Below are 19,872 nucleotides of genomic sequence, written 5' to 3' on the forward strand. Positions count from 1 at the left end.
TGAACATACTCCCTAAATCATTTTTTATAACCTATTAACTAAACAATTATAATTATGAAAAAACTTTACGTTTTATTTATTTTAACAGGCATGTCCTCATTACTATTTGGACAAAACGCCACTATAACAAAGGTTATTGAAACACCTTGTTCTTCTCCTTTTATTAAAACGGTTGAAATTGCTGTAACTGGAACTATTGATTTTGCAAATGATGATATCCAATTACGTTATAGCCAAAATGGAAATGGATTTGACCCAAGTGGCGACAATTCGGCTCCAAATTTAATTGATATCTCAGGCCTTGGAGTTCAAACCAATACCTATGTATACATAATTAGGGACTTAGCATTAATGCAAGCCGATTTTCCTAATGCAGGAATCACGTCATCAAATTCAGTTATTGTTAGTACTGCTACTAATGGAAATGATGCTTATCAACTTGCCAAGACAGATGGCACTGTTATTAGTCAATTTGGTGTTGACTTAGAAGATGGAACAGGGAAACCTTGGGAACATGGAGATGCCTTTGCTGAAAGAAAAGCTGGAACTACAGAAACAGGTACATTCGTTATTAGTGATTGGAACATATCTGCTTTAAATTTTTTAGATGATTATGGCAATTGTGCTAAATCTAGTATGTTTGTTGGCGCTTTGTATGAAACAGTAATTACTTTAGGTTCATGGAAAACATTATCTAATTCTAGTTATTCAAAATCTGAATTATCTATTTTTCCAAACCCTGTAAACAACGGTCTTGTTAACATTAAGTCTAATTTATCTGGAGACAAAAACATAGAGTTGTTTGATGTCATGGGAAGAAGTGTAATTAACACTAAATTAAATACAGATGTATTAGATGTTCGCTCTTTAGGCTCTGGTTTATACCTTTTAAAGGTTACAATAGAAGATCGTTCTTCAATAAATAAAATACTAATTAAGTAGTGAAATATTATTATTATAAAAAAAGCATTTTAGTTTCCTAAAATGCTTTTTTTGTTTAAACCCTTAATAATGTTTGTGTTAAATAAACATTTATTGATAAATTGTGGAGAAGATCGGGCTCGAACCGACGACCTCTTGACTGCCAGTCAAGCGCTCTAGCCAACTGAGCTACATCCCCATTTTCTTATTTCAAGCCTCTTAAAACCAATACAGGAATATTGCTTGAAAAATCTTTTTTCAAAATTACATTATTTTCCCATTTTTGAGCAAAAAATCCTCTTTTTCGTCTCACTACACAAAGCATATCTGGATTTATGGATTGTAAATGCTGTAATACCCCTTGAAAGGTCGTAGCATTTTCTGTTTTGGTAACCTTATCTACAATATCTTTTATTTCTTTTTTCAGTTCAAAATCACCTTTATTGTAAAACGGCGTTTTCACCAACAATAAGTTCACTATAGCTTTAAAATGGCTTTTTACAGAAATTAAAGGTTCAAGTGCATTGTTCTTTTTGATAATTGCCGATTTTACTGCAAACAATATATTGGTAACAGGTTTAAACTTATAGCCTTCTGGTACAATAAGAGAGGGTAATTGGGTTTGCTTGATAATTTTGCCCGACGTTTTCCCTAAAAAAACCTCTTCCCTTATGGAGTTCGTTCTAGGTTCAATCAATATCAAATCAATATCGGCAGCTTTACAGGCCAGCTCTAAAGTATCAATAAGTTTTCCTTTTAAAACTTTTACGGTAATATCTACGCCTTTCGTATCTAATTTTGATATCAAATCGTTTAAATAAGCCAAACTTTCTCTCTCAATAATATGATTTACCTTAATCATCGTTCCAGCTTTTGTATATACATTGTAAACTTGTACCACAAAAAGTTTTGAACCAAAGGATTTGGCGAAATCTACTGCATATTGCAAATGGCTTGATGCATTTTTAGAAGACCCAACAGGAACTAAAATATTCTTCATAACTATAAAGTTTAAAGCTAAATTTACAATAAATTTGAAGCAAAAGTAAACATTTATATGATTCGTAAAGCAACAGCTAAAGATATTGATGAACTTTTAGAGATAACCAGAGCATGTGCCCGTTATATGGTAAGTAAAAATATTTTTCAATGGAACGAATATTACCCCAATAAAAAAGCCTTTTTAAAAGATTTGTCGCGAGATGAATTATATGTTATTACAATTGATAATGCTATTTCTGGTTGTATCACTATTTCAACTTTTATGGATGAAGAATATATCCCCATCCATTGGTTAACCCCAAATACAAAAAACATTTATATACATAGATTGGCCGTTCACCCAGAACAACAAGGAAAAGGTTATGCCCAAAGACTTATGGACTATGCCGAAAATTATGCGAAACAAAATAATGTTGTTTCCATTAGGCTCGATACATTTTCACAAAACCCGAGAAACCTAAAATTTTACGAATTAAGAGGCTATATCCGTTTGGGAGAGGTTTTCTTTCCTAAACAAAGTGAATATCCCTTTTACTGTTATGAACTTGTGATTTGAAAACAGATATCAGCCTGAAACATATAAATAAATTGGCCATTCCCGCATTAATTTCTGGAATATCAGAGCCTATTTTATCGTTAACTGATGCTGCCATTGTTGGTAATATTAACTTCAATGCTACGGAATCGTTGGCAGCCGTTGGTATAGTTACAACATTTTTATCCATGCTCATTTGGATTTTAGGGCAAACACGAAGTGCCATTTCATCCATAGTATCTCAATATGTTGGCGCCAACGAATTGGATAAAATAAAAAACCTACCTGCTCAAGCTATTTTTATAATTACATCTTTAAGTCTTTTAATAATTTTAGGCACATATCCTTTTGCGAAAAGTATTTTTAAACTTTATAACGCCTCAGATTTAATTTTAAATTATTGTATTGATTATTATAGAATTCGCGTTTTTGGATTTCCTTTTACCCTTTTCACCATAGCCGTTTTTGGTGCTTTTAGAGGTTTGCAAAACACCTATTACCCTATGATTATTGCTATATTAGGTTCTTTATTAAATATTGTCTTAGATATTGTTTTAGTTTATGGAATTGAAGGCGTTTTACCTGCAATGAATATCAAAGGAGCGGCTTATGCGAGTGTTATAGCGCAATTTTTTATGGCGCTTCTATCGGCCTATTATTTATTGAAAAAAACGGTTATTCCATTAAAAATTAGCTTTCCTTTTAATAAGGAAATTAATCGTTTCGTATTAATGATTCTCAACCTTTTTGTTAGAACCCTTGCGCTAAACGTTACGCTGTACTTTGCCAGCGCTTTTGCTACAAGTTATGGGGCTAAATACATCGCTGCTTACACTATTGCTATAAATCTTTGGTTTCTGGGGGCTTTTATAATTGATGGTTATGCCAGTGCAGGCAATATTTTGTCTGGAAAATTATTGGGAGGAAAAGAATACAGCACCTTAATTTTGCTTAGTAACAAGCTTATTAAATACGGTATTATCTTGGGGGTTATAACCGCTAGCTTGGGTGCTGTTTTATATTACCCCATAGGAACCATATTTACAGACGACCCTGAAGTTTTACAAGCTTTTTATTCGGTTTTTTATATTGTTTTACTCATTCAGCCTCTTTGTGCTTTGGCTTTTATTTTTGACGGTATCTTTAAAGGCTTAGGTAAAATGAAATACCTTAGAAATGTTTTATTGTTTTCAACCTTTCTGGTATTTGTACCTGTTTTGTTTTGGCTAGATTATTTAGATTATAAACTCTATGCCATTTTTATTGCGCTTACGGTTTGGATAGCTTCAAGAGGGTTTCCCCTAATCATAAAATTTAGACAAATTTTTATGCCACTCGCTAAAAAGAATTAACTTTATTACACATTTATAAAATAAACATCATGGGAAATAGATTATTTCTTATTCTGGCTATCGTTTTGATTATTATCTACTTTTACAATAGAAATAGAAAACGTTAATTTATCGGGTTTTTAACCAGCCTGTTATACTCAACCTTTCAGAATTTACAGGTTTTACCTCGTGTTCAATAATTTGGCTTTCAAAAATAACTACCCTACCTGGTAAAGGGTAGATTATTTTTTCTTCATGTTCCAAATACAACACCAATTCCCCACCATTTTCTGGCAACCAGCCATCTTCATTTAAATAACAAACAAACGATAATTTACGCCTATCATCATTTTGAAAGGTATCAATATGTTTTTTGTAAAAGGTTCCTTTTGGGTAAATAGCATAATGAAATTCCTTATGTAAAATACCTAAAAAACAGGTTTTGTTAAGATAACTTACCAGACTGTTTATCTTGTTAAAAAACAGATTTTCTTCAGTGTTGGCCTTTGTTTCATCCATCCAAAAAATCAAATCACCCCTAATAGATTTCACAATCGTTTCATTCAATTTATTGCCAATAGCTGCCTTTTTAAAACCGTCTTCGGCATGTCTTTCAAAAAGTGATTGCCTCAATAAGTCCACTTCTTCTAAAGAAAAAAAATCGTCTGTAATACTAAAGCGTTGTTTAGCTATATCCGAAATTATTTTTTCGTATAGCGGATTTTCAACAAAATCAATCGCCTCAAATAGATGACCCATAAGTTTAAATAATAAACCATCTATCTATTGTAGATAAAAGTGCGCAAATGTAATCTAAAAATGTTTTCGTTAAACAAAATGAATATCTTTGTAATCTAAATTTTTATTTCATGAGCTATCATATTCGCATTACAAAACAATTCTCTTTTGAAACAGGTCATGCCCTTTATGGTTATGATGGAAAATGTAGAAATGTTCATGGGCATAGTTACAAACTCTCGGTAACCGTTATAGGCAAACCTATTACCGACAAAAATCACGTTAAATTTGGAATGGTTATCGATTTTGGCGACTTAAAAAAAATAGTGAAAGAAGAAATTGTGAATGTATTCGACCACGCTACCGTATTTAATAAAAACACCCCGCATGTTGAACTTGCCAAAGAACTTGAAGACCGCGGACATAATGTGTTGCTGGTAGATTACCAACCAACTAGCGAAATGATGGTGATAGATTTTGCAAAAAAAATTAAAAAACACCTACCAAGTCATATTACACTACACTCATTAAAATTGCAAGAAACCGAAAGCTCCTTTGCCGAATGGTTTGCTTATGATAATATTTAAGGCGTTACATGATACCCTTTTCAATTTGTCATATTGATTGCAGTCGAAATATTTTAAAAAAATTAAAATAGGATTTCCACTTTAATGCCTAACGCAAAAAAGAGATTCCTGCGTTCGCAGGAATTATCTATATTTACAGCATGCAAATACCAAAAGGCAAAAACATTTATTTCGCTTCCGATAATCACTTAGGAGCTCCTACTCAGGAAGCTTCCCGACCTCGCGAAAAAAAATTTGTAGCTTGGTTAGATACTATAAAACATGACGCCGCTGCGATTTTCCTTTTGGGAGATTTATTCGACTTCTGGTTTGAGTATAGTAAAGTAGTTCCCAAAGGCTTTACGCGTACCTTAGGAAAACTTGCCGAAATTAGCGATTCTGGAATTCCTATCTATTACTTTGTAGGCAACCACGATTTGTGGATGCATGGCTATTTTGAAGAAGAACTAAACATACCCGTTTACCATAAACCAAAAGAATTTACCTTTAACAAAAAAACCTTTTTTATAGGTCATGGCGATGGTTTGGGACCCTACGATAAAGGCTACAAACGCATGAAAAAGGTGTTCACTAATCCGTTTTTTAAATGGGTTTTTAAATGGGCACACCCTGATATCGGTATGCGAATTGCTCAATATTTATCAGTTAAAAACAAATTGATTTCTGGTGATGATGATGCTACCTTTTTAGGGGAAGATAACGAGTGGTTGGTGCAGTATTCCAAAGAAAAATTAAAAGACAAACACCGCGATTATTTCGTGTTTGGACACCGACATTTACCCTTAAATATCGACCTAAACGAAACCTCAAAATATATCAATTTGGGCGATTGGATAACCTATTATACCTACGGTGTTTTTGATGGTGATACTTTTCAGTTGAAGGAATATCAACCTTAATCTTTCTCGTGTTCTTCCAAATCCTTAGTTAAATCCAGTTTTCTAAAAGACGGCGACACCAACCCTGTTGTGATAACGGTTAGTAACGTCATAGTGCCTCCAAAAACCACAGCGGTAACGGTTCCCATAAGTTTTGCGGTCAAACCACTTTCAAAAGCACCTAACTCGTTTGAAGAACCAACAAACATAGAGTTTACCGATGACACGCGACCGCGCATGTGGTCGGGGGTTTTAATTTGTAAAATGGTTTGACGTATCACCATGGAAACGCCATCTGTAACTCCGCTGAAAAATAGTGCCAGAAGTGAAATCCAAAACACAGAGGATAAGCCGAAAACAATAATGCATATCCCAAAACCAAACACTGCAATCAATAATTTCATACCCGCATTTTTACTAATTGGTATGTATGCTGTAACCAACATGGTGATAAAAGCGCCCACTGCTGGAGCTGCTCTTAACACCCCAAAACCTTCACTTCCTACTTTTAAAATATCTTGAGCAAAAACCGGTAAAAGTGCAATAGCGCCACCAAATAAAACAGCTATCATATCCAAGGTCATAGCGCCCAAAATGGCTTTGGTTTTAAATACAAAACGCACACCTTCCTTTAAACTTTCAATAACAGGTTCGCCAATTTTTGGATTCAAAATAGGCTTTCTCTTAATCTGTACTAAAATGAAAAGTGACAACAATACTAACCCAAATACAATACAAAGCGACCAATGAACCCCAATTAATCCAATTGAAAAACCACCAAATGCAGGTCCTAAAACACTTGCCATTTGCCATGTGGAACTGTTCCAAGTGGCAGCATTGGGATATATTTTTTTGGGGACAATAAGCGCTACCAGTGAAAAAATAGTTGGCCCAAAGAATGACCTCAAAAACCCTCCAAAAAATACAAGCGCATATATAGAATATAAAATGGTTTGGGTGGACCAATCACCAACAACGGCATCCCACGTTAATAAAAACAGTCCTAAACTAATCAAGGAAAACGCAGCAATACAGGTTGCCAAAAGGTTTCGTTTTTCTTTTTGGTCTACAATATGCCCTGCAAACAAAGCCATGGTGAAGGCTGGTATAATTTCCATTAATCCAATTATGCCCAGGGATAATGGATCCTTGGTTAAGCTATATACTTGCCACTCAATAACTATGAATTGCATAGACCACCCAAATACCAAGACAAAACGAACCAATAAAAAGATATTAAATTCTTTAATTCTCAGTGCTGCATACGGATCTTTTTGAGCCATGATTTATGCTTTTATATCTCTTAATTTAAGCTGCAAACTCACATTTCCTTGCCATTCGTTTTCATCAAGGGAGTAAGCGGCTTTAAAAGATTTTCCTTCAGAAATAATATCAAATTTATCGCCCATACTAAACCCAATACCTACAAATCGCACATTTGAGTTGGGTTGGGTTACGGTTAATCGTAAATGGGTTTCATCAGTTCCAACACATTTTCCGTAGCCTGTATCCACTAAATTTTCGGTCATAAAAACAGGCGTCATATTACTGGGGCCATAAGGAGCAAATTGTTTTAAGATTCTATAAAATTTAGGAGTAATATCGTCTAAATCAATTTTACAATCAATTTTGATTTCTGGTGTTAGTAAATTCCTGTCAATAGTTTTAGTTACTACTTCTTCAAAAGCTCGTTTGAAGGCTTCATAATTTTCTTCCTTCAGGGTTAAACCTGCAGCGTATTTATGGCCTCCAAATTGTTCAATGTTTTCGCTACAAGCTTCCAAAGCATTATAAATATCGAAATCCCTAACCGAACGTGCCGATGCCGCCAAAAAATCGCCGCTTTTAGTAAAAACCAAGGTTGGTCTGTAATAGGTTTCTGTTAATCTAGAAGCAACAATACCAATAACGCCTTTATGCCAATCTTTATGGTAAACAACAGTAGTGAGGCGATTCTGTTCATTTTGTTCTTCAATTTGTTTAAGGGCTTGTTCGGTAATTTGTTTATCTGCATCACGCCTGTCGGTATTAAACGTTTCAATTTCAACCGCATATTTTTGTGCTAAACTGTAATTAGTTTCAGTTAAAAGCGAAACGGCATAATCTCCATGCTTCATGCGCCCTGCCGCATTTATTCTTGGTGCAATAATAAAAACCACATCGGTTATGGAAAGTTCCTTTTTGTTAATTTCTGAAATCAGCGCAGCTATTCCCGGACGTGGTTTATGGTTTATAACTTGAAGGCCAAAATATGCCAACACGCGGTTTTCGCCATCAATAGGAACAATATCTGCCCCAATGGCCGTGGCTACTAAATCCAGATATTCCGTTAAGTCATCAATGGTTTTTCCTTCCCTTAAAGCCAGGGCTTGAACTAATTTAAAACCAACCCCACATCCGCAAAGTTCTTTGTAAGGATAATAACAATCGTCTCTTTTAGGGTCTAAAACAGCTTCTGCCTTTGGTAAGTGTTCTCCAGGTCTATGATGGTCGCATATAATAAAATCGATACCCAGACTTTTTGCATGAGCCACTTTTTCGATGGCTTTTATTCCGCAATCCAGTGCGATTATGAGGGTGAATTCATTGTCTAAAGCATAATCAATACTTAAATATGAAATACCGTATCCTTCATCATACCTATCGGGAATATAAGTCGCAATATTTTCTGTTTTTGTTTTTAAATAAGACGCTACTAGTGCTACAGATGTTGTACCATCAACATCATAATCTCCATATACTAAAATATTCTCCTCATTAGCTACAGCTTTTTCTATTCTAGCAACAGCTCTATCCATATCTTTCATCAAGAATGGATCGTGCAAATCATCTAAACTGGGTCTAAAAAACGCTTTGGCTTCCTCAAAAGTTTCAATACCTCTTTGTACTAACAATGAGGCAATATTAGCATCAACGTCTAAAGCCTTTTGCAAGGTTTCAACTTTTTTAGTTTGAGGTTTGGGTTTTAATGTCCAGCGCATATCCCTTTTTAATTACGCAAAGGTGAAATTTATTTTTTATGAAAATGAGTTTTTATTTCCATTTCCGAAAACTGACGAAACATTTCCATGACACCACAATATTTTTCAACAGATAAGTCAACCGCCTTTTGAAGTCTTTTTTCATTCAATTCATTCCCGTAAAAATGAAAATGCATCGATACTTTATCATAATATTTTGGATGCTCTTCAGTTAAATTAGCCTCAATTTCAATTTTAAAAGTATCTAACTTTAACTTCATTTTTTCAATAATAGCGGCCACATCCAATCCTGAACATCCAGCCAAACTAGATAGCATTAAAGCTTTTGGGCGATAGCCTTCCCCTTTGCCTCCGCTATCTGGTCCTGCTTCAATAAATAAATTGTGTCCCGATGGATTAGTGCTTTCAAACTTCATGTCGCCTAACCAAGTTGTAGTAATATGATCTGCCATTATTGTGAATTATTTTTTGTTTCTTGTGGTGAAAATATTTAAAAAGTCGGACACAAGTAACATCTTAAACTATTCTTTTAAAATTTATGGTACTAATTAAGGATGTTTCTTGTAGATGCCAAAAATACTATTTAAAAAATTAATTATGCCTTTAGTAACACCATTATCTGCTGACCATGATTTGGAGACCAAAGAACTCGCCACATTCTTTAACGAAACCTTAGGCTTTTGCCCAAATTCAGTTTTAACCATGCAACGTCGTCCTGCCATAAGTAAGGCTTTTATTAATTTGAATAAAGCGGTTATGGCGAATGAAGGACGTGTAACCTCTGCTTTAAAACGCATGATTGCTTGGGTAAGTAGTAACGCTACAGGTTGTCGGTATTGTCAAGCACATGCCATTCGTGCCGCAGAGCGTTATGGTGCAGAACAAGAACAATTGAATAATATTTGGGACTACCGAACACACCCTGCATTTAATGAGGCCGAACGTGCTGCATTGGATTTTAGTTTAGCGGCAAGCCAAGTACCAAATGCGGTTGATGAAGCTATTAAAGAACGTTTGTATGAGCACTGGGATGAAGGGGAGATTGTAGAAATGTTGGGGGTGATTTCCTTGTTTGGATATTTAAACCGGTGGAATGATAGTATGGGGACTTCTATGGAGGATGGTGCCGTTGAAAGTGGTGTGCACTATTTAGGTAAACATGGGTGGGAGAAAGGGAAGCATTTATAAAAATTGATTATTTATGAAATTAATTAAAAATAAGCTGTCAGTTGCTATTCTTTTTCTAGCCGTATCAATCTTTTCATGTAAAAACAAATCAAATACAGACGATTCAAACTTCAAACTTGTTGAAAGAAACTCATATTTCATAGACAACTATGATGGTATTAGTGTTTACAGAGATAATGAAACCAGGAAACCACTAAATGGTTATTATGTGGTAGGCGATAAATTTAAAAAATGGGAAGAGTTCAGAGTTGAAAATGGTATTTTGAATGGACCAAGTTTTGTTTTTCATAACAATGGTGAAGTTTTTTCAGAAACTAATTATTTAAACGGAAAACTAGACGGTGAGGAGAAAATTTATTCTTTATCAGGAAAATTAAAAACACTTAATACTTACAAAAACGGTGTTAAGTACGGTAAAAGTCTTAGTTATTATGAAAGTGGGGAACTTCAATCGGAATCTAAAATTGAAAATGAAAAAGTTATTGAATCTATTTCCTATGATATTATTGGTAAAATAGAGTCTCAAATGTTTATTGAAGACGGTAAAAAGATAACACAATATATAAAAAATGGAAAGGTTTTTTCAGAAAGTATTTCTTCAACTTATGACAATTTTGAAGCTGTAAAATTCTATAATGAAGATGGTTCTCTAAAATTGTTTATACAGATGTTAGTTGATGAAGAAAATGCTTTTATAATTGAAAGAAATGAAAATGGTGAAGAAATAAAGCGAATTAACCTAAAAGAAAACCCTGAAGAGGCTTTAAAATTTAGAGCTCTTTTTGGTGAGTTTTAAATAATATCCTATTTCTTCCCACCAACACAAATAACAATTTCACCTTTAGGGGGTTTGTTGGTATAATGTTCTAAAACTTCTTTGGCTGAGCCACGAATGGTTTCTTCGTACAATTTTGTTAACTCTCTTGAAACAGAAACAGGTCTATCTTCACCAAAATACTCGCTAAAATGCCCTAATGTTTTAATAAGTTTATGCGGGCTTTCATAAAAAATCATGGTTCGGGTTTCTTCAGCAAGCGCCAACAATCTGGTTTGACGTCCTTTTTTTACAGGCAAAAAGCCCTCAAAAACAAACTTATCATTTGGCAATCCAGAATTCACTAAGGCAGGGACAAATGCTGTGGCTCCAGGTAAACAATCCACCTCAATATTATTTTCTATACAAGCTCTTATAAGTAAGAACCCAGGATCGGAAATAGCAGGTGTTCCGGCATCACTTATTAAAGCCATGTTTATTCCGCTTTTTAATTTTTGTATTAAATTTTCAACAGCTTTATGCTCATTATGCATGTGGTGCGATTGCATATGAGTTGAAATTTCAAAATGTTTTAAAAGCTTTCCTGAAGTTCGGGTGTCTTCGGCCAGTATTAAATCGACCTCTTTTAAAACGTCAATAGCCCTAAAAGTCATGTCTTTTAAATTACCTATAGGCGTAGGAACTATAAAAAGTTTACTCATTAATCAAACTTTGCTTCTATAATTTCTAAAAAGCGCTCTTCAAATTCTTCTTTACCTATCCAATTATTGTAATCTGGCTTTACCATGTTTTCAATAAAATGTTGAGCATCTTTATAAGATTCTAAAGTATTTAATTGAGACACCACTCTGTTATAGTCGTCACTATTTCCGGCAAATAAATGTTTTATAAAAGCTATTTTATCATTCAAGCCAATGTTAAAATTATGTGCTTTAAGTTTATCGTTTAAAGATTTTTTTTCGTTTGAAACGCCATTTTTTATTTTCGAAACAGGCTCAAAAACCGGTGTCTCCTTAAACCCAGCCGTAATTTCCTCAAAATCTATTTTATGGTATTTCTTTTGTGTAATAGCCTCTTCAAAAACAGCATCTATTTCTTCAGATTCTTGAGATTCATCAGGCATGTGCGAAACCATATCTTTGATTTTGTTCATTACAGGCTCCATAATACCATCATCTTCAACCTCATCAAGATTGATGTATAATTTATCTTCAACCTCAATAGTATCGCTTATTTTATTATTAAAAGCATCGTCCAACATGCCAAAAAATGAAGAGTCGCTGCCAATGGTAGGTATGTTTCCTTCAAAGTTATCATGAGCAAATTTTAATACAGAGAGTTTTTCATGGAGCAAAGAAACTTCAGCATGCATTTTAATAACATCTTCCTTACCCTTAAGTTTTAGGATTCTGTGAGCTATACTAATGAGTTCAGATTCCAACTTCTTCTTCATTGTTTATAATTTTTTAATTATTATTATGTTGGCTTTTGATTTTTAATAAATTTACGTCACCTTTATACAAACGAATAATCGCTTGGTTTTAGTGTTAAATTTACGAAATGTTTCTTGAAAATACGGTAAATCATAAAGAACAATTTGGTTGGATTGAAGTTATCTGCGGCTCCATGTTTTCTGGAAAAACCGAAGAACTGATTCGAAGGTTAAAACGCGCCCAATTTGCAAGACAGAAAGTTGAAATTTTTAAACCTACCATTGATGTGCGCTATAATGAAGATATGGTGGTATCTCATGATGCTAATGAAATTCGCTCTACACCGGTGCCTGCTGCAGCCAACATCCCTATTTTAGCTGATGGTTGTGATGTGGTTGGTATTGATGAAGCCCAGTTTTTTGATGATGAAATTGTACGAATTTGTAACGATTTAGCTAATAAAGGGGTTCGGGTAATTGTTGCTGGATTAGACATGGATTTTAAAGGCAACCCCTTTGGCCCCATGCCCAACCTGATGGCAACCGCCGAATATGTGACCAAAGTACACGCCGTTTGTACCAGAACTGGAAATTTGGCACAGTACAGTTACCGAAAAGCCAAAAGCGATAACTTAGTGCTATTAGGTGAGGTTGATGAATATGAACCCTTAAGTAGAGCCGCGTATTATAAAGCCATGATGCGCGATAAAGTTAGAAATATGAAGGTTAATGACCCACAGGAAGTTAGCCCTAAATCAACCAAAGACTCCAATGCCTAAAGCACAAGAAACGGTTCTAGAAATTGATTTAAAAGCTCTAAAACATAATTTTGAACATCTTAAATCTAAATTAAAATCCAACACTAAATTTTTAGCGGTTGTTAAGGCTTTTGCTTATGGTAGCGATGCTATTGAAATTGCCAAATATCTTCAAGAGCTAAACGTGGATTATTTTGCTGTAGCCTATGTTAAGGAAGGTATTGCCCTAAGAAATGCTGGAGTGAAAACGCCTATTTTAGTGCTACACCCTCAAGCTGTGAATTTCAAAAATTTAATAGAATATTGTTTGGAACCTAGCCTTTACAGCTCAAAAATTTTTAACGAATTTATTGAAATTGCTACTAAGGAAAAACAAACAAATTATCCTGTACATATTAAATTTAACACAGGCTTAAACCGTTTGGGGTTTTGGGAAAACGATGTGGATTACATCGCTTCAAAATTAAAAGGCACAAATGCTATCAAAGTAAAATCCATCTTTTCCCATTTAGCTGCTAGTGAAGATTTGAATGAAAAAGTATTTACAGAAAATCAAATAGGAAACTTTATCTCAATTGCAGATAATGTCATTACAACATTAGGCTACAAACCCATGCTTCATATATGCAATACTTCTGGAATTTTAAACTATCCAGAAGCTCATTTAGATATGGTAAGAAGTGGTATTGGGTTATATGGGTTTGGAAATTCAGAAAAAGAAAACAAAAATTTAAAACCCATAGGAACTTTAAAAACCATTATATCCCAAATTCATACTATAAAAAAAGGCGAGTCTGTGGGTTATAATCGCGCATTTAAAAGTGATGGCTTCTTAAAAACGGCAACCTTGCCTATTGGCCATGCTGATGGCATTGGACGACAATACGGTAACGGCAAAGGTTTTGTGATGATTAATGGGAAAAAGGCCCCAATTATTGGAAATGTTTGCATGGACATGATTATGGTAAACATTACCCATATTGATTGTAAAGAAGGTGATGAGGTTATTGTTTTTGGACCTGAAAGCACCGCCGAGTCTTTTGCCGAAACAGCCAACACAATCTCTTACGAGCTAATTACCGCCATTTCTCAACGTGTAAAACGGCACTATATCAAGTAAAAAAAATTAACAAATGTTAAAGTTTTTAACTACTTTAGTATTTCACTAACTAAAAATTTAATGTATTATGTTAAAAGAGTTTAAAGAATTTGCAATGAAAGGCAACCTTGTCGACATTGCTGTTGCTTTTGTAATGGGTGCTGCTTTCAATAAAGTGGTAAGCTCATTTACTGGTGGCATTGTGTCCCCGCTTATTGGATTGATTTTCAAATCAGACTTCAAAGACCAAAAATGGATTATAACCGAAGGTGCTATAAATGATGCTGGTGAAACAGTAGGAGAGGTAGCCGTCATGTGGGGTGATTTTTTAACAAATGTTATAGATTTCATCATTGTGGCTTTTGTTATGTTCATGATTATTAAAGGTGTAAACAGCATGAAGAAAAAAGAAGAGCCGGCTCCTGAAGCTCCTAAAGGTCCATCGCAAGAAGACCTACTTGCTGAAATTAGAGATTTGTTAAAAAAATAACTTAGTGTTAAATATATAACCTAGTGTTATTTCTTGTTAAAAGACCTTGTTTTATAAAAATAAGGTCTTTTTTTATTTAGATTTGCCTCAAATTAAAACTGAATTTAAAAATGAAAGTAGCTGTTGTTGGTGCCACTGGTATGGTTGGCGAAGTAATGCTAAGAGTTTTGGCAGAACGTAATTTCCCTGTTACAGAATTAATCCCTGTAGCTTCTGAAAGATCTGTTGGGAAAACAATCTCGTATGAAGGAACTGATTATAAAGTGGTTGGATTGGAAACGGCAGTTTCCATGCGACCTGATATTGCCTTATTTTCAGCTGGAGGAGGAACATCATTGGAATGGGCTCCCAAATTTGCTGAAGTAGGCACCACCGTTGTTGATAATTCTTCGGCTTGGAGAATGGATCCTACAAAAAAATTGGTGGTTCCAGAAATTAATGCATCCGAATTAACAAAAGACGATAAAATTATTGCCAATCCAAATTGCTCAACTATTCAATTAGTCATGGCATTAAACCCTCTTCATAAAAAATATAAAATGAAACGAGTAGTCGTTTCAACCTATCAATCGGTTTCAGGAACAGGTGTAAAAGCTGTAAGACAATTAGAAAACGAAATTGCAGGCGTGCAAGGTGAGATGGCATATCCATATCCTATAGGAAGAAATGCATTACCTCATTGTGATGTTTTTGAAGAAAACGGATACACCAAAGAAGAAATGAAACTTGCCAGAGAGCCTCAAAAAATAATGAACGACCGTTCATTTTCTGTGTCAGCCACCGCTGTTAGAATTCCAACTTCGGGTGGGCATTCAGAATCTGTAAATGTAGAGTTTGAAAATGATTTCGACTTGTCTGAAGTAAGAAGGCTATTAAATGAAACACCGGGTGTTGTAGTTCAAGACAATACGGACACAAATACTTACCCCATGCCCATTTATGCACACGATAAAGATGAGGTTTTTGTGGGAAGAATTAGAAGAGACGAATCGCAACCCAATACTTTAAATATGTGGATAGTTGCCGATAACCTTCGCAAAGGAGCAGCAACAAACACTATCCAAATCGCCGAATATTTAATTGAACATGGTTTGGTGTAATACTTTTATCAACCAAACTACAACTTTAAGCTCCTTCAATATTAATGAAGGAGCTTTTTTGTTTATTTTTGAAAAATTCAAAATAGCTTAATCATGAAAGGTTTATACATTAAAATATTCTCTTTTTTGATTTCTACCAATTTTATGGCACAGAATTTAATTCCTTCTAAAATATTGTATCCTCAAACTAAAACTGTTGATACCATCGAAACTTTTTTTGATATAGAAGTAAAAGACCCTTACAGATGGTTAGAAAACGATAGAAGTGAAGAAACCGAAGAATGGGTTAAAGCTCAAAATAACATTACCAGTAATTATTTAAGTACTATTCCTTATAGAGAAGATTTAAAAGTAAGATTATCCGAAATTTGGAATTATGAAAAGCTTGGTGCGCCATTTAAAGAAGGTGATTATACCTATTTTACAAAAAATAATGGTTTACAAAATCAAAATGTAATCTACAGGAAAAAAGACAATCAAAGGCCTGAGATATTCTTGGACCCAAATATGTTTTCTAAAGACGGCACTATTTCTCTATACGGATTACATTTTTCAAAAAACGGGAAAAAAGCAGCTTATTCTATTTCAGAGAGTGGAAGCGATTGGAGGAAAGTAATTGTAATAGATGCTGAAACCAAAGAACCTATAAGTGACACCCTTAAAAACATAAAATTTAGTGGTATTTCATGGTTTAAAAATGATGGTTTTTATTACTCTAGTTATGATAAACCTCATGGTAGCGAACTTTCAGAGGAAAATAATAATCATAAAGTATTTTATCATAAAATAGGCACGTCTCAAAAAGATGATGTTTTAATTTACGGAGGAAAAAGCAATGAAAAACACTTATATACCAGAGCCTACGTAACAAGAGATGATAACTATCTCGTTATTTTACCAGCTGAATCATCATCAGGCAATAAATTATTAATTAAAGACTTATCAATCCCGAATAGTGATTTTGTAACAATTTTAGATGATTTAGAGAGCGATACTTACTTACTTGAAAATATTGGCAGTAAATTGTTTTTTACTACAAACTTAAACGCGCCAAATAAAAAAGTAGTCTCGGTAGATGCCTCAAATCCAAAACCTGAAAATTGGATTGATGTTATTCCAGAAACCACTAATGTATTGAGCGCATCTATTAGTGGAAACTTTATCTTGGCTCATTATATGATTGATGCCATTTCTAAAGTAAAGCAATACAACTTTGAAGGCTTATTAATCAGAGAAATTAAACTTCCCGGTATTGGGTCTGCAAGTGGATTTGGGGGTAAAAAACAAGAAAGCATAGATTACTTTTCGTTTACCAACTATAATACTCCTACAAGTATTTATAAATTAGATACTGTAACTGGTGACGTTTCCCTTTACTGGGAACCAGAAATATCGTTTAATAGTGAAGATTATATAAGTAATCAAGTCTTCTTCACCTCAAAAGATGGTACTCGAATACCTATGATTATTACTCATAAAAAAGGCATTAAGCCTTCTGGTAAAAACCCAACTATTTTGTATGGTTATGGTGGTTTTAATATCAGTCAAACACCTAATTTTAGAATTCCCAATGCTGTATGGATGGAGCAAGGTGGAATTTATGCGGTAGCAAACATTCGAGGAGGAGGCGAATATGGCAAAAAATGGCATGATGCAGGCACAAAAATGCAAAAACAAAATGTTTTTGATGATTTTATAGCTGCAGCTGAATTTCTTATAGATAATAAGTACACCTCATCAAACTATTTAGCTTTATCAGGGGGCTCTAATGGGGGTTTATTAGTAGGTGCTGTTATGACTCAGCGACCAGATTTGGCAAAAGTAGCATTACCTGCAGTAGGCGTTTTAGATATGTTACGATATCATAAATTTACTATTGGAGCTGCTTGGGCATACGATTATGGAACTTCAGATGATAGTATAGAGATGTTTGAATATTTAAAAGCGTATTCACCAGTCCATAATGTGAAAGAAAGCGTTTCGTATCCAGCTACCTTAATTACAACTGCAGATCACGATGATAGAGTTGTACCTGCACATAGTTTTAAATTTGCAGCCGAGTTACAGAGCAAACAAACGGGTAACAACCCCACCTTAATCCGGATTGAAACAAATGCTGGCCATGGTGCTGGAACTCCACTAAGTAAAACCATTGAATTACACGCTGATATTTTAGGGTTTACATTTTATAATATGGGTTTTAAAACGTTAACTGAAAAATAATCATAGAAATTTTATAGCAATCCGTTTTAAATAGATATACAATAAGTTAAAATAGCTAGCTCATATTTTAATTTTTATTAAAAACTCATTAGCTTTTTCGTTAAAAACATATTTATTGATTGTCCCATAATTTTAAATAACCATTATTTGTTTATAAGCTGCGTTTAATATAATTTCGCAGTTGAAATGAGCAAAATTTTCAAAAATTTTACATGGCTTTTAAGTATTCTGCTTTTTACAAGTGGATTAAACCTTCATGCAAATTCTGAATTTGAAAATTCCAATAACAATATTTTAGAAACCTATCTTAATACTTGTAATGCTCACGTAAACTCCTATTCAAATGTTTTAATATTTCATTCTTCAAATGAGGAAAACCAAAGGTATATTCCTTTTGAAATTCCTGAAGTTCTAGAAATAGAAAATGAAGAATCATCTGGTGAGAGCGCTTTTTTATCTTACTTTCCTCAAACAGCTCATGTTTTAAATGCTCAATTATTTAATGAATTAGCATTTAAGTTACATCAGGTTTTATTAAATCATCATAAAAATTATTTTGATAAGTCTGCAACAAAACTTCATGTAAGGCTTCAAGTATTTATTATTTGATAAAACTCCCTGTAAATCAATTCACTGATTTACTCATTTTAATTCAATTCTAGTAAAAAATGGCTAGCCTCTAAATACGTTAAGGCATTCCATTACAGGGTTTAAATTCAAATTTTAAATAAATTTTTTATGAAAAAAACAATTGTTTATGTTGGCTTGTTTGTGTTTTTATTTCAAACAAGTTGCCAATCAAAAAAAGAAGAAAAGAAAGCCGAAACCGCTTTTCTTGTTACCAGCCCCATTAAAAAAGATACCATAATTACCAAAGACTATGTGAGTCAAATTCACTCAATTAAACACATAGAAATAAGGGCCTTGGAAAAAGGCTATTTAAAGCAAATTTTTGTAGACGAAGGCCAGCATGTAAAAACGGGGCAAGCCATGTTTCAAATCATGCCAAATATTTATCAGGCAGAATTGCAAAAAGCCAAAGCTGAATCGAATGCTGCAGAAATTGAGCTGAAAAACACCAAACTTTTAGCTGATGGTAATGTAGTATCACCAAACGAATTAGCAATAGCCAAGGCAAATTATGATAAAGCAAATGCTGAGGTAGTGCTAGCACAAACACACTTAGGTTTTACAAAAATTAGTGCGCCTTTTGATGGTATTATGGACCATTTGGAAGCGCGCGAAGGAAGCCTTTTAGATGAAGGCGAGCTCTTAACCAAGTTGTCTGACAATAGTAAAATGTGGGTGTATTTTAATGTGCCAGAGGCTGAATATCTAGATTATATTATTAGCGCAGACAAGGGTACTAAAAAAGAAGTGAGCCTTTTAATGGCAAACAATAAACTTTTTAATCAAAAAGGGATTGTCGAAACCATTGAAGGCGAGTTTAATAGTGAAACAGGAAATATTGCTTTTAGAGCTACTTTTCCTAATCCTGATGGGATTTTAAGACACGGTGAAACTGGCAGTGTTTTAATGAATGTGCCTTTTAAAGATGTTATTATCATACCACAAAAAGCCACCTTTGAAATTTTAGATAAAACCTATGTTTTTGTTATTGGGAAAGACCATATTGTAAGACAACAAGAGATTACTATTGGTGCAGAGTTACCTCATTTATACATTGTTAATAAAGGGCTTACAGAAAAAGATACCATTTTACTTGATGGTATTAGAATGGTGAAAAACAACCAAAAAATTCTAACCAAATATTTAGAACCCAACAAAATATTGTCTGAATTAGACTTATATGCTGAATAATTTTAGAATTTAA

At 33.9% G+C, this 19,872-nt stretch carries 21 protein-coding genes and 1 tRNA gene; 14 read left to right on the top strand and 8 right to left on the bottom strand.

Annotated elements, in window-relative coordinates:
* Positions 1-54 precede the first annotated feature (54 nt).
* Positions 55-942 carry a T9SS type A sorting domain-containing protein gene (locus tag ABD963_RS02070; protein ID WP_345275274.1) on the top strand — a complete coding sequence of 296 codons (888 nt, stop codon included), beginning with the start codon at positions 55-57 and terminating at the stop codon, positions 940-942.
* Positions 943-1,046: 104 nt separating this feature from the next.
* Here ABD963_RS02070 and ABD963_RS02075 read toward each other — a convergent pair.
* Together ABD963_RS02075 and ABD963_RS02080 are read right to left on the bottom strand one after the other, a co-directional pair.
* Positions 1,047-1,120, bottom strand: a tRNA-Ala gene (locus ABD963_RS02075).
* A 6-nt stretch (positions 1,121-1,126) separates the two neighbouring features.
* Positions 1,127-1,921 carry a universal stress protein gene (locus ABD963_RS02080; RefSeq protein WP_345275275.1) on the bottom strand — a complete coding sequence of 265 codons (795 nt, stop codon included), beginning with the start codon at positions 1,919-1,921 and terminating at the stop codon, positions 1,127-1,129.
* Positions 1,922-1,978: 57 nt separating this feature from the next.
* Here ABD963_RS02080 and ABD963_RS02085 point away from each other — a divergent pair, with 57 nt between their 5' ends.
* Both ABD963_RS02085 and ABD963_RS02090 read left to right on the top strand, forming a co-directional pair.
* On the top strand, positions 1,979-2,479 hold the full coding sequence (locus ABD963_RS02085; RefSeq protein ID WP_345275276.1) for a GNAT family N-acetyltransferase: 501 nt from the start codon (positions 1,979-1,981) through the stop codon (positions 2,477-2,479).
* Complete coding sequence (locus ABD963_RS02090; protein ID WP_345275277.1) at positions 2,476-3,810, top strand: MATE family efflux transporter; 1,335 nt, start codon at positions 2,476-2,478, stop codon at positions 3,808-3,810. Before ABD963_RS02085 ends, ABD963_RS02090 begins: the two co-directional genes overlap by 4 nt.
* 108 nt (positions 3,811-3,918) lie before the next feature.
* Here ABD963_RS02090 and ABD963_RS02095 read toward each other — a convergent pair whose 3' ends face one another.
* Positions 3,919-4,548 (bottom strand): 2OG-Fe(II) oxygenase, encoded by a 630-nt coding sequence (locus ABD963_RS02095; protein WP_345275278.1) that lies wholly within the window; start codon positions 4,546-4,548, stop codon positions 3,919-3,921.
* A gap of 110 nt (positions 4,549-4,658) precedes the next feature.
* Here ABD963_RS02095 and ABD963_RS02100 point away from each other — a divergent pair, with 110 nt between their 5' ends.
* Together ABD963_RS02100 and ABD963_RS02105 are read left to right on the top strand one after the other, a co-directional pair.
* Positions 4,659-5,114, top strand: a complete 456-nt coding sequence (locus ABD963_RS02100; protein WP_345275279.1) for a 6-pyruvoyl trahydropterin synthase family protein — start codon at positions 4,659-4,661, stop codon at positions 5,112-5,114.
* A 140-nt stretch (positions 5,115-5,254) separates the two neighbouring features.
* Complete coding sequence (locus tag ABD963_RS02105) at positions 5,255-6,013, top strand: UDP-2,3-diacylglucosamine diphosphatase (RefSeq protein WP_345275280.1); 759 nt, start codon at positions 5,255-5,257, stop codon at positions 6,011-6,013.
* On the opposite strand, the gene ABD963_RS02110 is transcribed toward ABD963_RS02105, so the two are convergent.
* From ABD963_RS02110 to ABD963_RS02120, 3 genes are read right to left on the bottom strand one after another with little or no spacing between them, the layout of a single operon-like run.
* A complete protein-coding gene (locus ABD963_RS02110) occupies positions 6,010-7,275 on the bottom strand; it encodes an MFS transporter (protein WP_345275281.1) in 1,266 nt (421 codons plus the stop codon). The two genes, ABD963_RS02105 and ABD963_RS02110, sit on opposite strands and share 4 nt — an antisense overlap.
* 3 nt (positions 7,276-7,278) lie before the next feature.
* Positions 7,279-8,973 carry a single-stranded-DNA-specific exonuclease RecJ gene (gene recJ, locus ABD963_RS02115; RefSeq protein WP_345275282.1) on the bottom strand — a complete coding sequence of 565 codons (1,695 nt, stop codon included), beginning with the start codon at positions 8,971-8,973 and terminating at the stop codon, positions 7,279-7,281.
* Between the two features lie 29 nt (positions 8,974-9,002).
* Complete coding sequence (locus ABD963_RS02120) at positions 9,003-9,425, bottom strand: OsmC family protein (RefSeq protein WP_345275283.1); 423 nt, start codon at positions 9,423-9,425, stop codon at positions 9,003-9,005.
* A gap of 145 nt (positions 9,426-9,570) precedes the next feature.
* Here ABD963_RS02120 and ABD963_RS02125 point away from each other — a divergent pair, with 145 nt between their 5' ends.
* Both ABD963_RS02125 and ABD963_RS02130 read left to right on the top strand, forming a co-directional pair.
* Positions 9,571-10,161, top strand: a complete 591-nt coding sequence (locus ABD963_RS02125) for a carboxymuconolactone decarboxylase family protein (protein ID WP_345275284.1) — start codon at positions 9,571-9,573, stop codon at positions 10,159-10,161.
* Positions 10,162-10,174: 13 nt separating this feature from the next.
* Positions 10,175-10,957 carry a toxin-antitoxin system YwqK family antitoxin gene (locus tag ABD963_RS02130; protein WP_345275285.1) on the top strand — a complete coding sequence of 261 codons (783 nt, stop codon included), beginning with the start codon at positions 10,175-10,177 and terminating at the stop codon, positions 10,955-10,957.
* An 8-nt stretch (positions 10,958-10,965) separates the two neighbouring features.
* Here the strand turns inward: ABD963_RS02130 and rsmI are convergent, their stop codons facing one another.
* Both rsmI and ABD963_RS02140 read right to left on the bottom strand, forming a co-directional pair.
* Positions 10,966-11,637 (bottom strand): 16S rRNA (cytidine(1402)-2'-O)-methyltransferase, encoded by a 672-nt coding sequence (gene rsmI / locus ABD963_RS02135; RefSeq protein ID WP_345275286.1) that lies wholly within the window; start codon positions 11,635-11,637, stop codon positions 10,966-10,968.
* Positions 11,637-12,389, bottom strand: a complete 753-nt coding sequence (locus ABD963_RS02140) for a hypothetical protein (protein WP_345275287.1) — start codon at positions 12,387-12,389, stop codon at positions 11,637-11,639. The genes rsmI and ABD963_RS02140 overlap by 1 nt, the downstream gene beginning before the upstream one ends.
* A 107-nt stretch (positions 12,390-12,496) precedes the next feature.
* Between ABD963_RS02140 and ABD963_RS02145 the strand changes: the two genes are divergently transcribed.
* From ABD963_RS02145 to ABD963_RS02175, 7 genes are all read left to right on the top strand, one after another.
* Complete coding sequence (locus tag ABD963_RS02145) at positions 12,497-13,147, top strand: thymidine kinase (protein WP_345275288.1); 651 nt, start codon at positions 12,497-12,499, stop codon at positions 13,145-13,147.
* Positions 13,140-14,246 carry an alanine racemase gene (gene alr, locus ABD963_RS02150; protein ID WP_345275289.1) on the top strand — a complete coding sequence of 369 codons (1,107 nt, stop codon included), beginning with the start codon at positions 13,140-13,142 and terminating at the stop codon, positions 14,244-14,246. Before ABD963_RS02145 ends, alr begins: the two co-directional genes overlap by 8 nt.
* 67 nt (positions 14,247-14,313) lie before the next feature.
* Positions 14,314-14,715: a large-conductance mechanosensitive channel protein MscL gene (gene mscL / locus ABD963_RS02155; RefSeq protein ID WP_345275290.1), complete on the top strand. Its 402-nt coding sequence runs from the start codon at positions 14,314-14,316 to the stop codon at positions 14,713-14,715.
* Between the two features lie 110 nt (positions 14,716-14,825).
* A complete protein-coding gene (locus ABD963_RS02160) occupies positions 14,826-15,815 on the top strand; it encodes an aspartate-semialdehyde dehydrogenase (RefSeq protein ID WP_345275291.1) in 990 nt (329 codons plus the stop codon).
* A gap of 144 nt (positions 15,816-15,959) precedes the next feature.
* Positions 15,960-18,038: a prolyl oligopeptidase family serine peptidase gene (locus tag ABD963_RS02165; protein WP_345275937.1), complete on the top strand. Its 2,079-nt coding sequence runs from the start codon at positions 15,960-15,962 to the stop codon at positions 18,036-18,038.
* Positions 18,039-18,224: 186 nt separating this feature from the next.
* Entirely contained in the window at positions 18,225-18,647 is a 423-nt protein-coding gene (locus tag ABD963_RS02170; protein ID WP_345275292.1) for a hypothetical protein, read from the top strand.
* Between the two features lie 129 nt (positions 18,648-18,776).
* Positions 18,777-19,859 carry an efflux RND transporter periplasmic adaptor subunit gene (locus tag ABD963_RS02175; RefSeq protein ID WP_345275293.1) on the top strand — a complete coding sequence of 361 codons (1,083 nt, stop codon included), beginning with the start codon at positions 18,777-18,779 and terminating at the stop codon, positions 19,857-19,859.
* Positions 19,860-19,872 lie beyond the last annotated feature (13 nt).

The sequence above is a fragment of the Litoribaculum gwangyangense genome, assembly GCF_039543505.1.
Classification (GTDB): Bacteria; Bacteroidota; Bacteroidia; order Flavobacteriales; family Flavobacteriaceae; genus Litoribaculum; species Litoribaculum gwangyangense.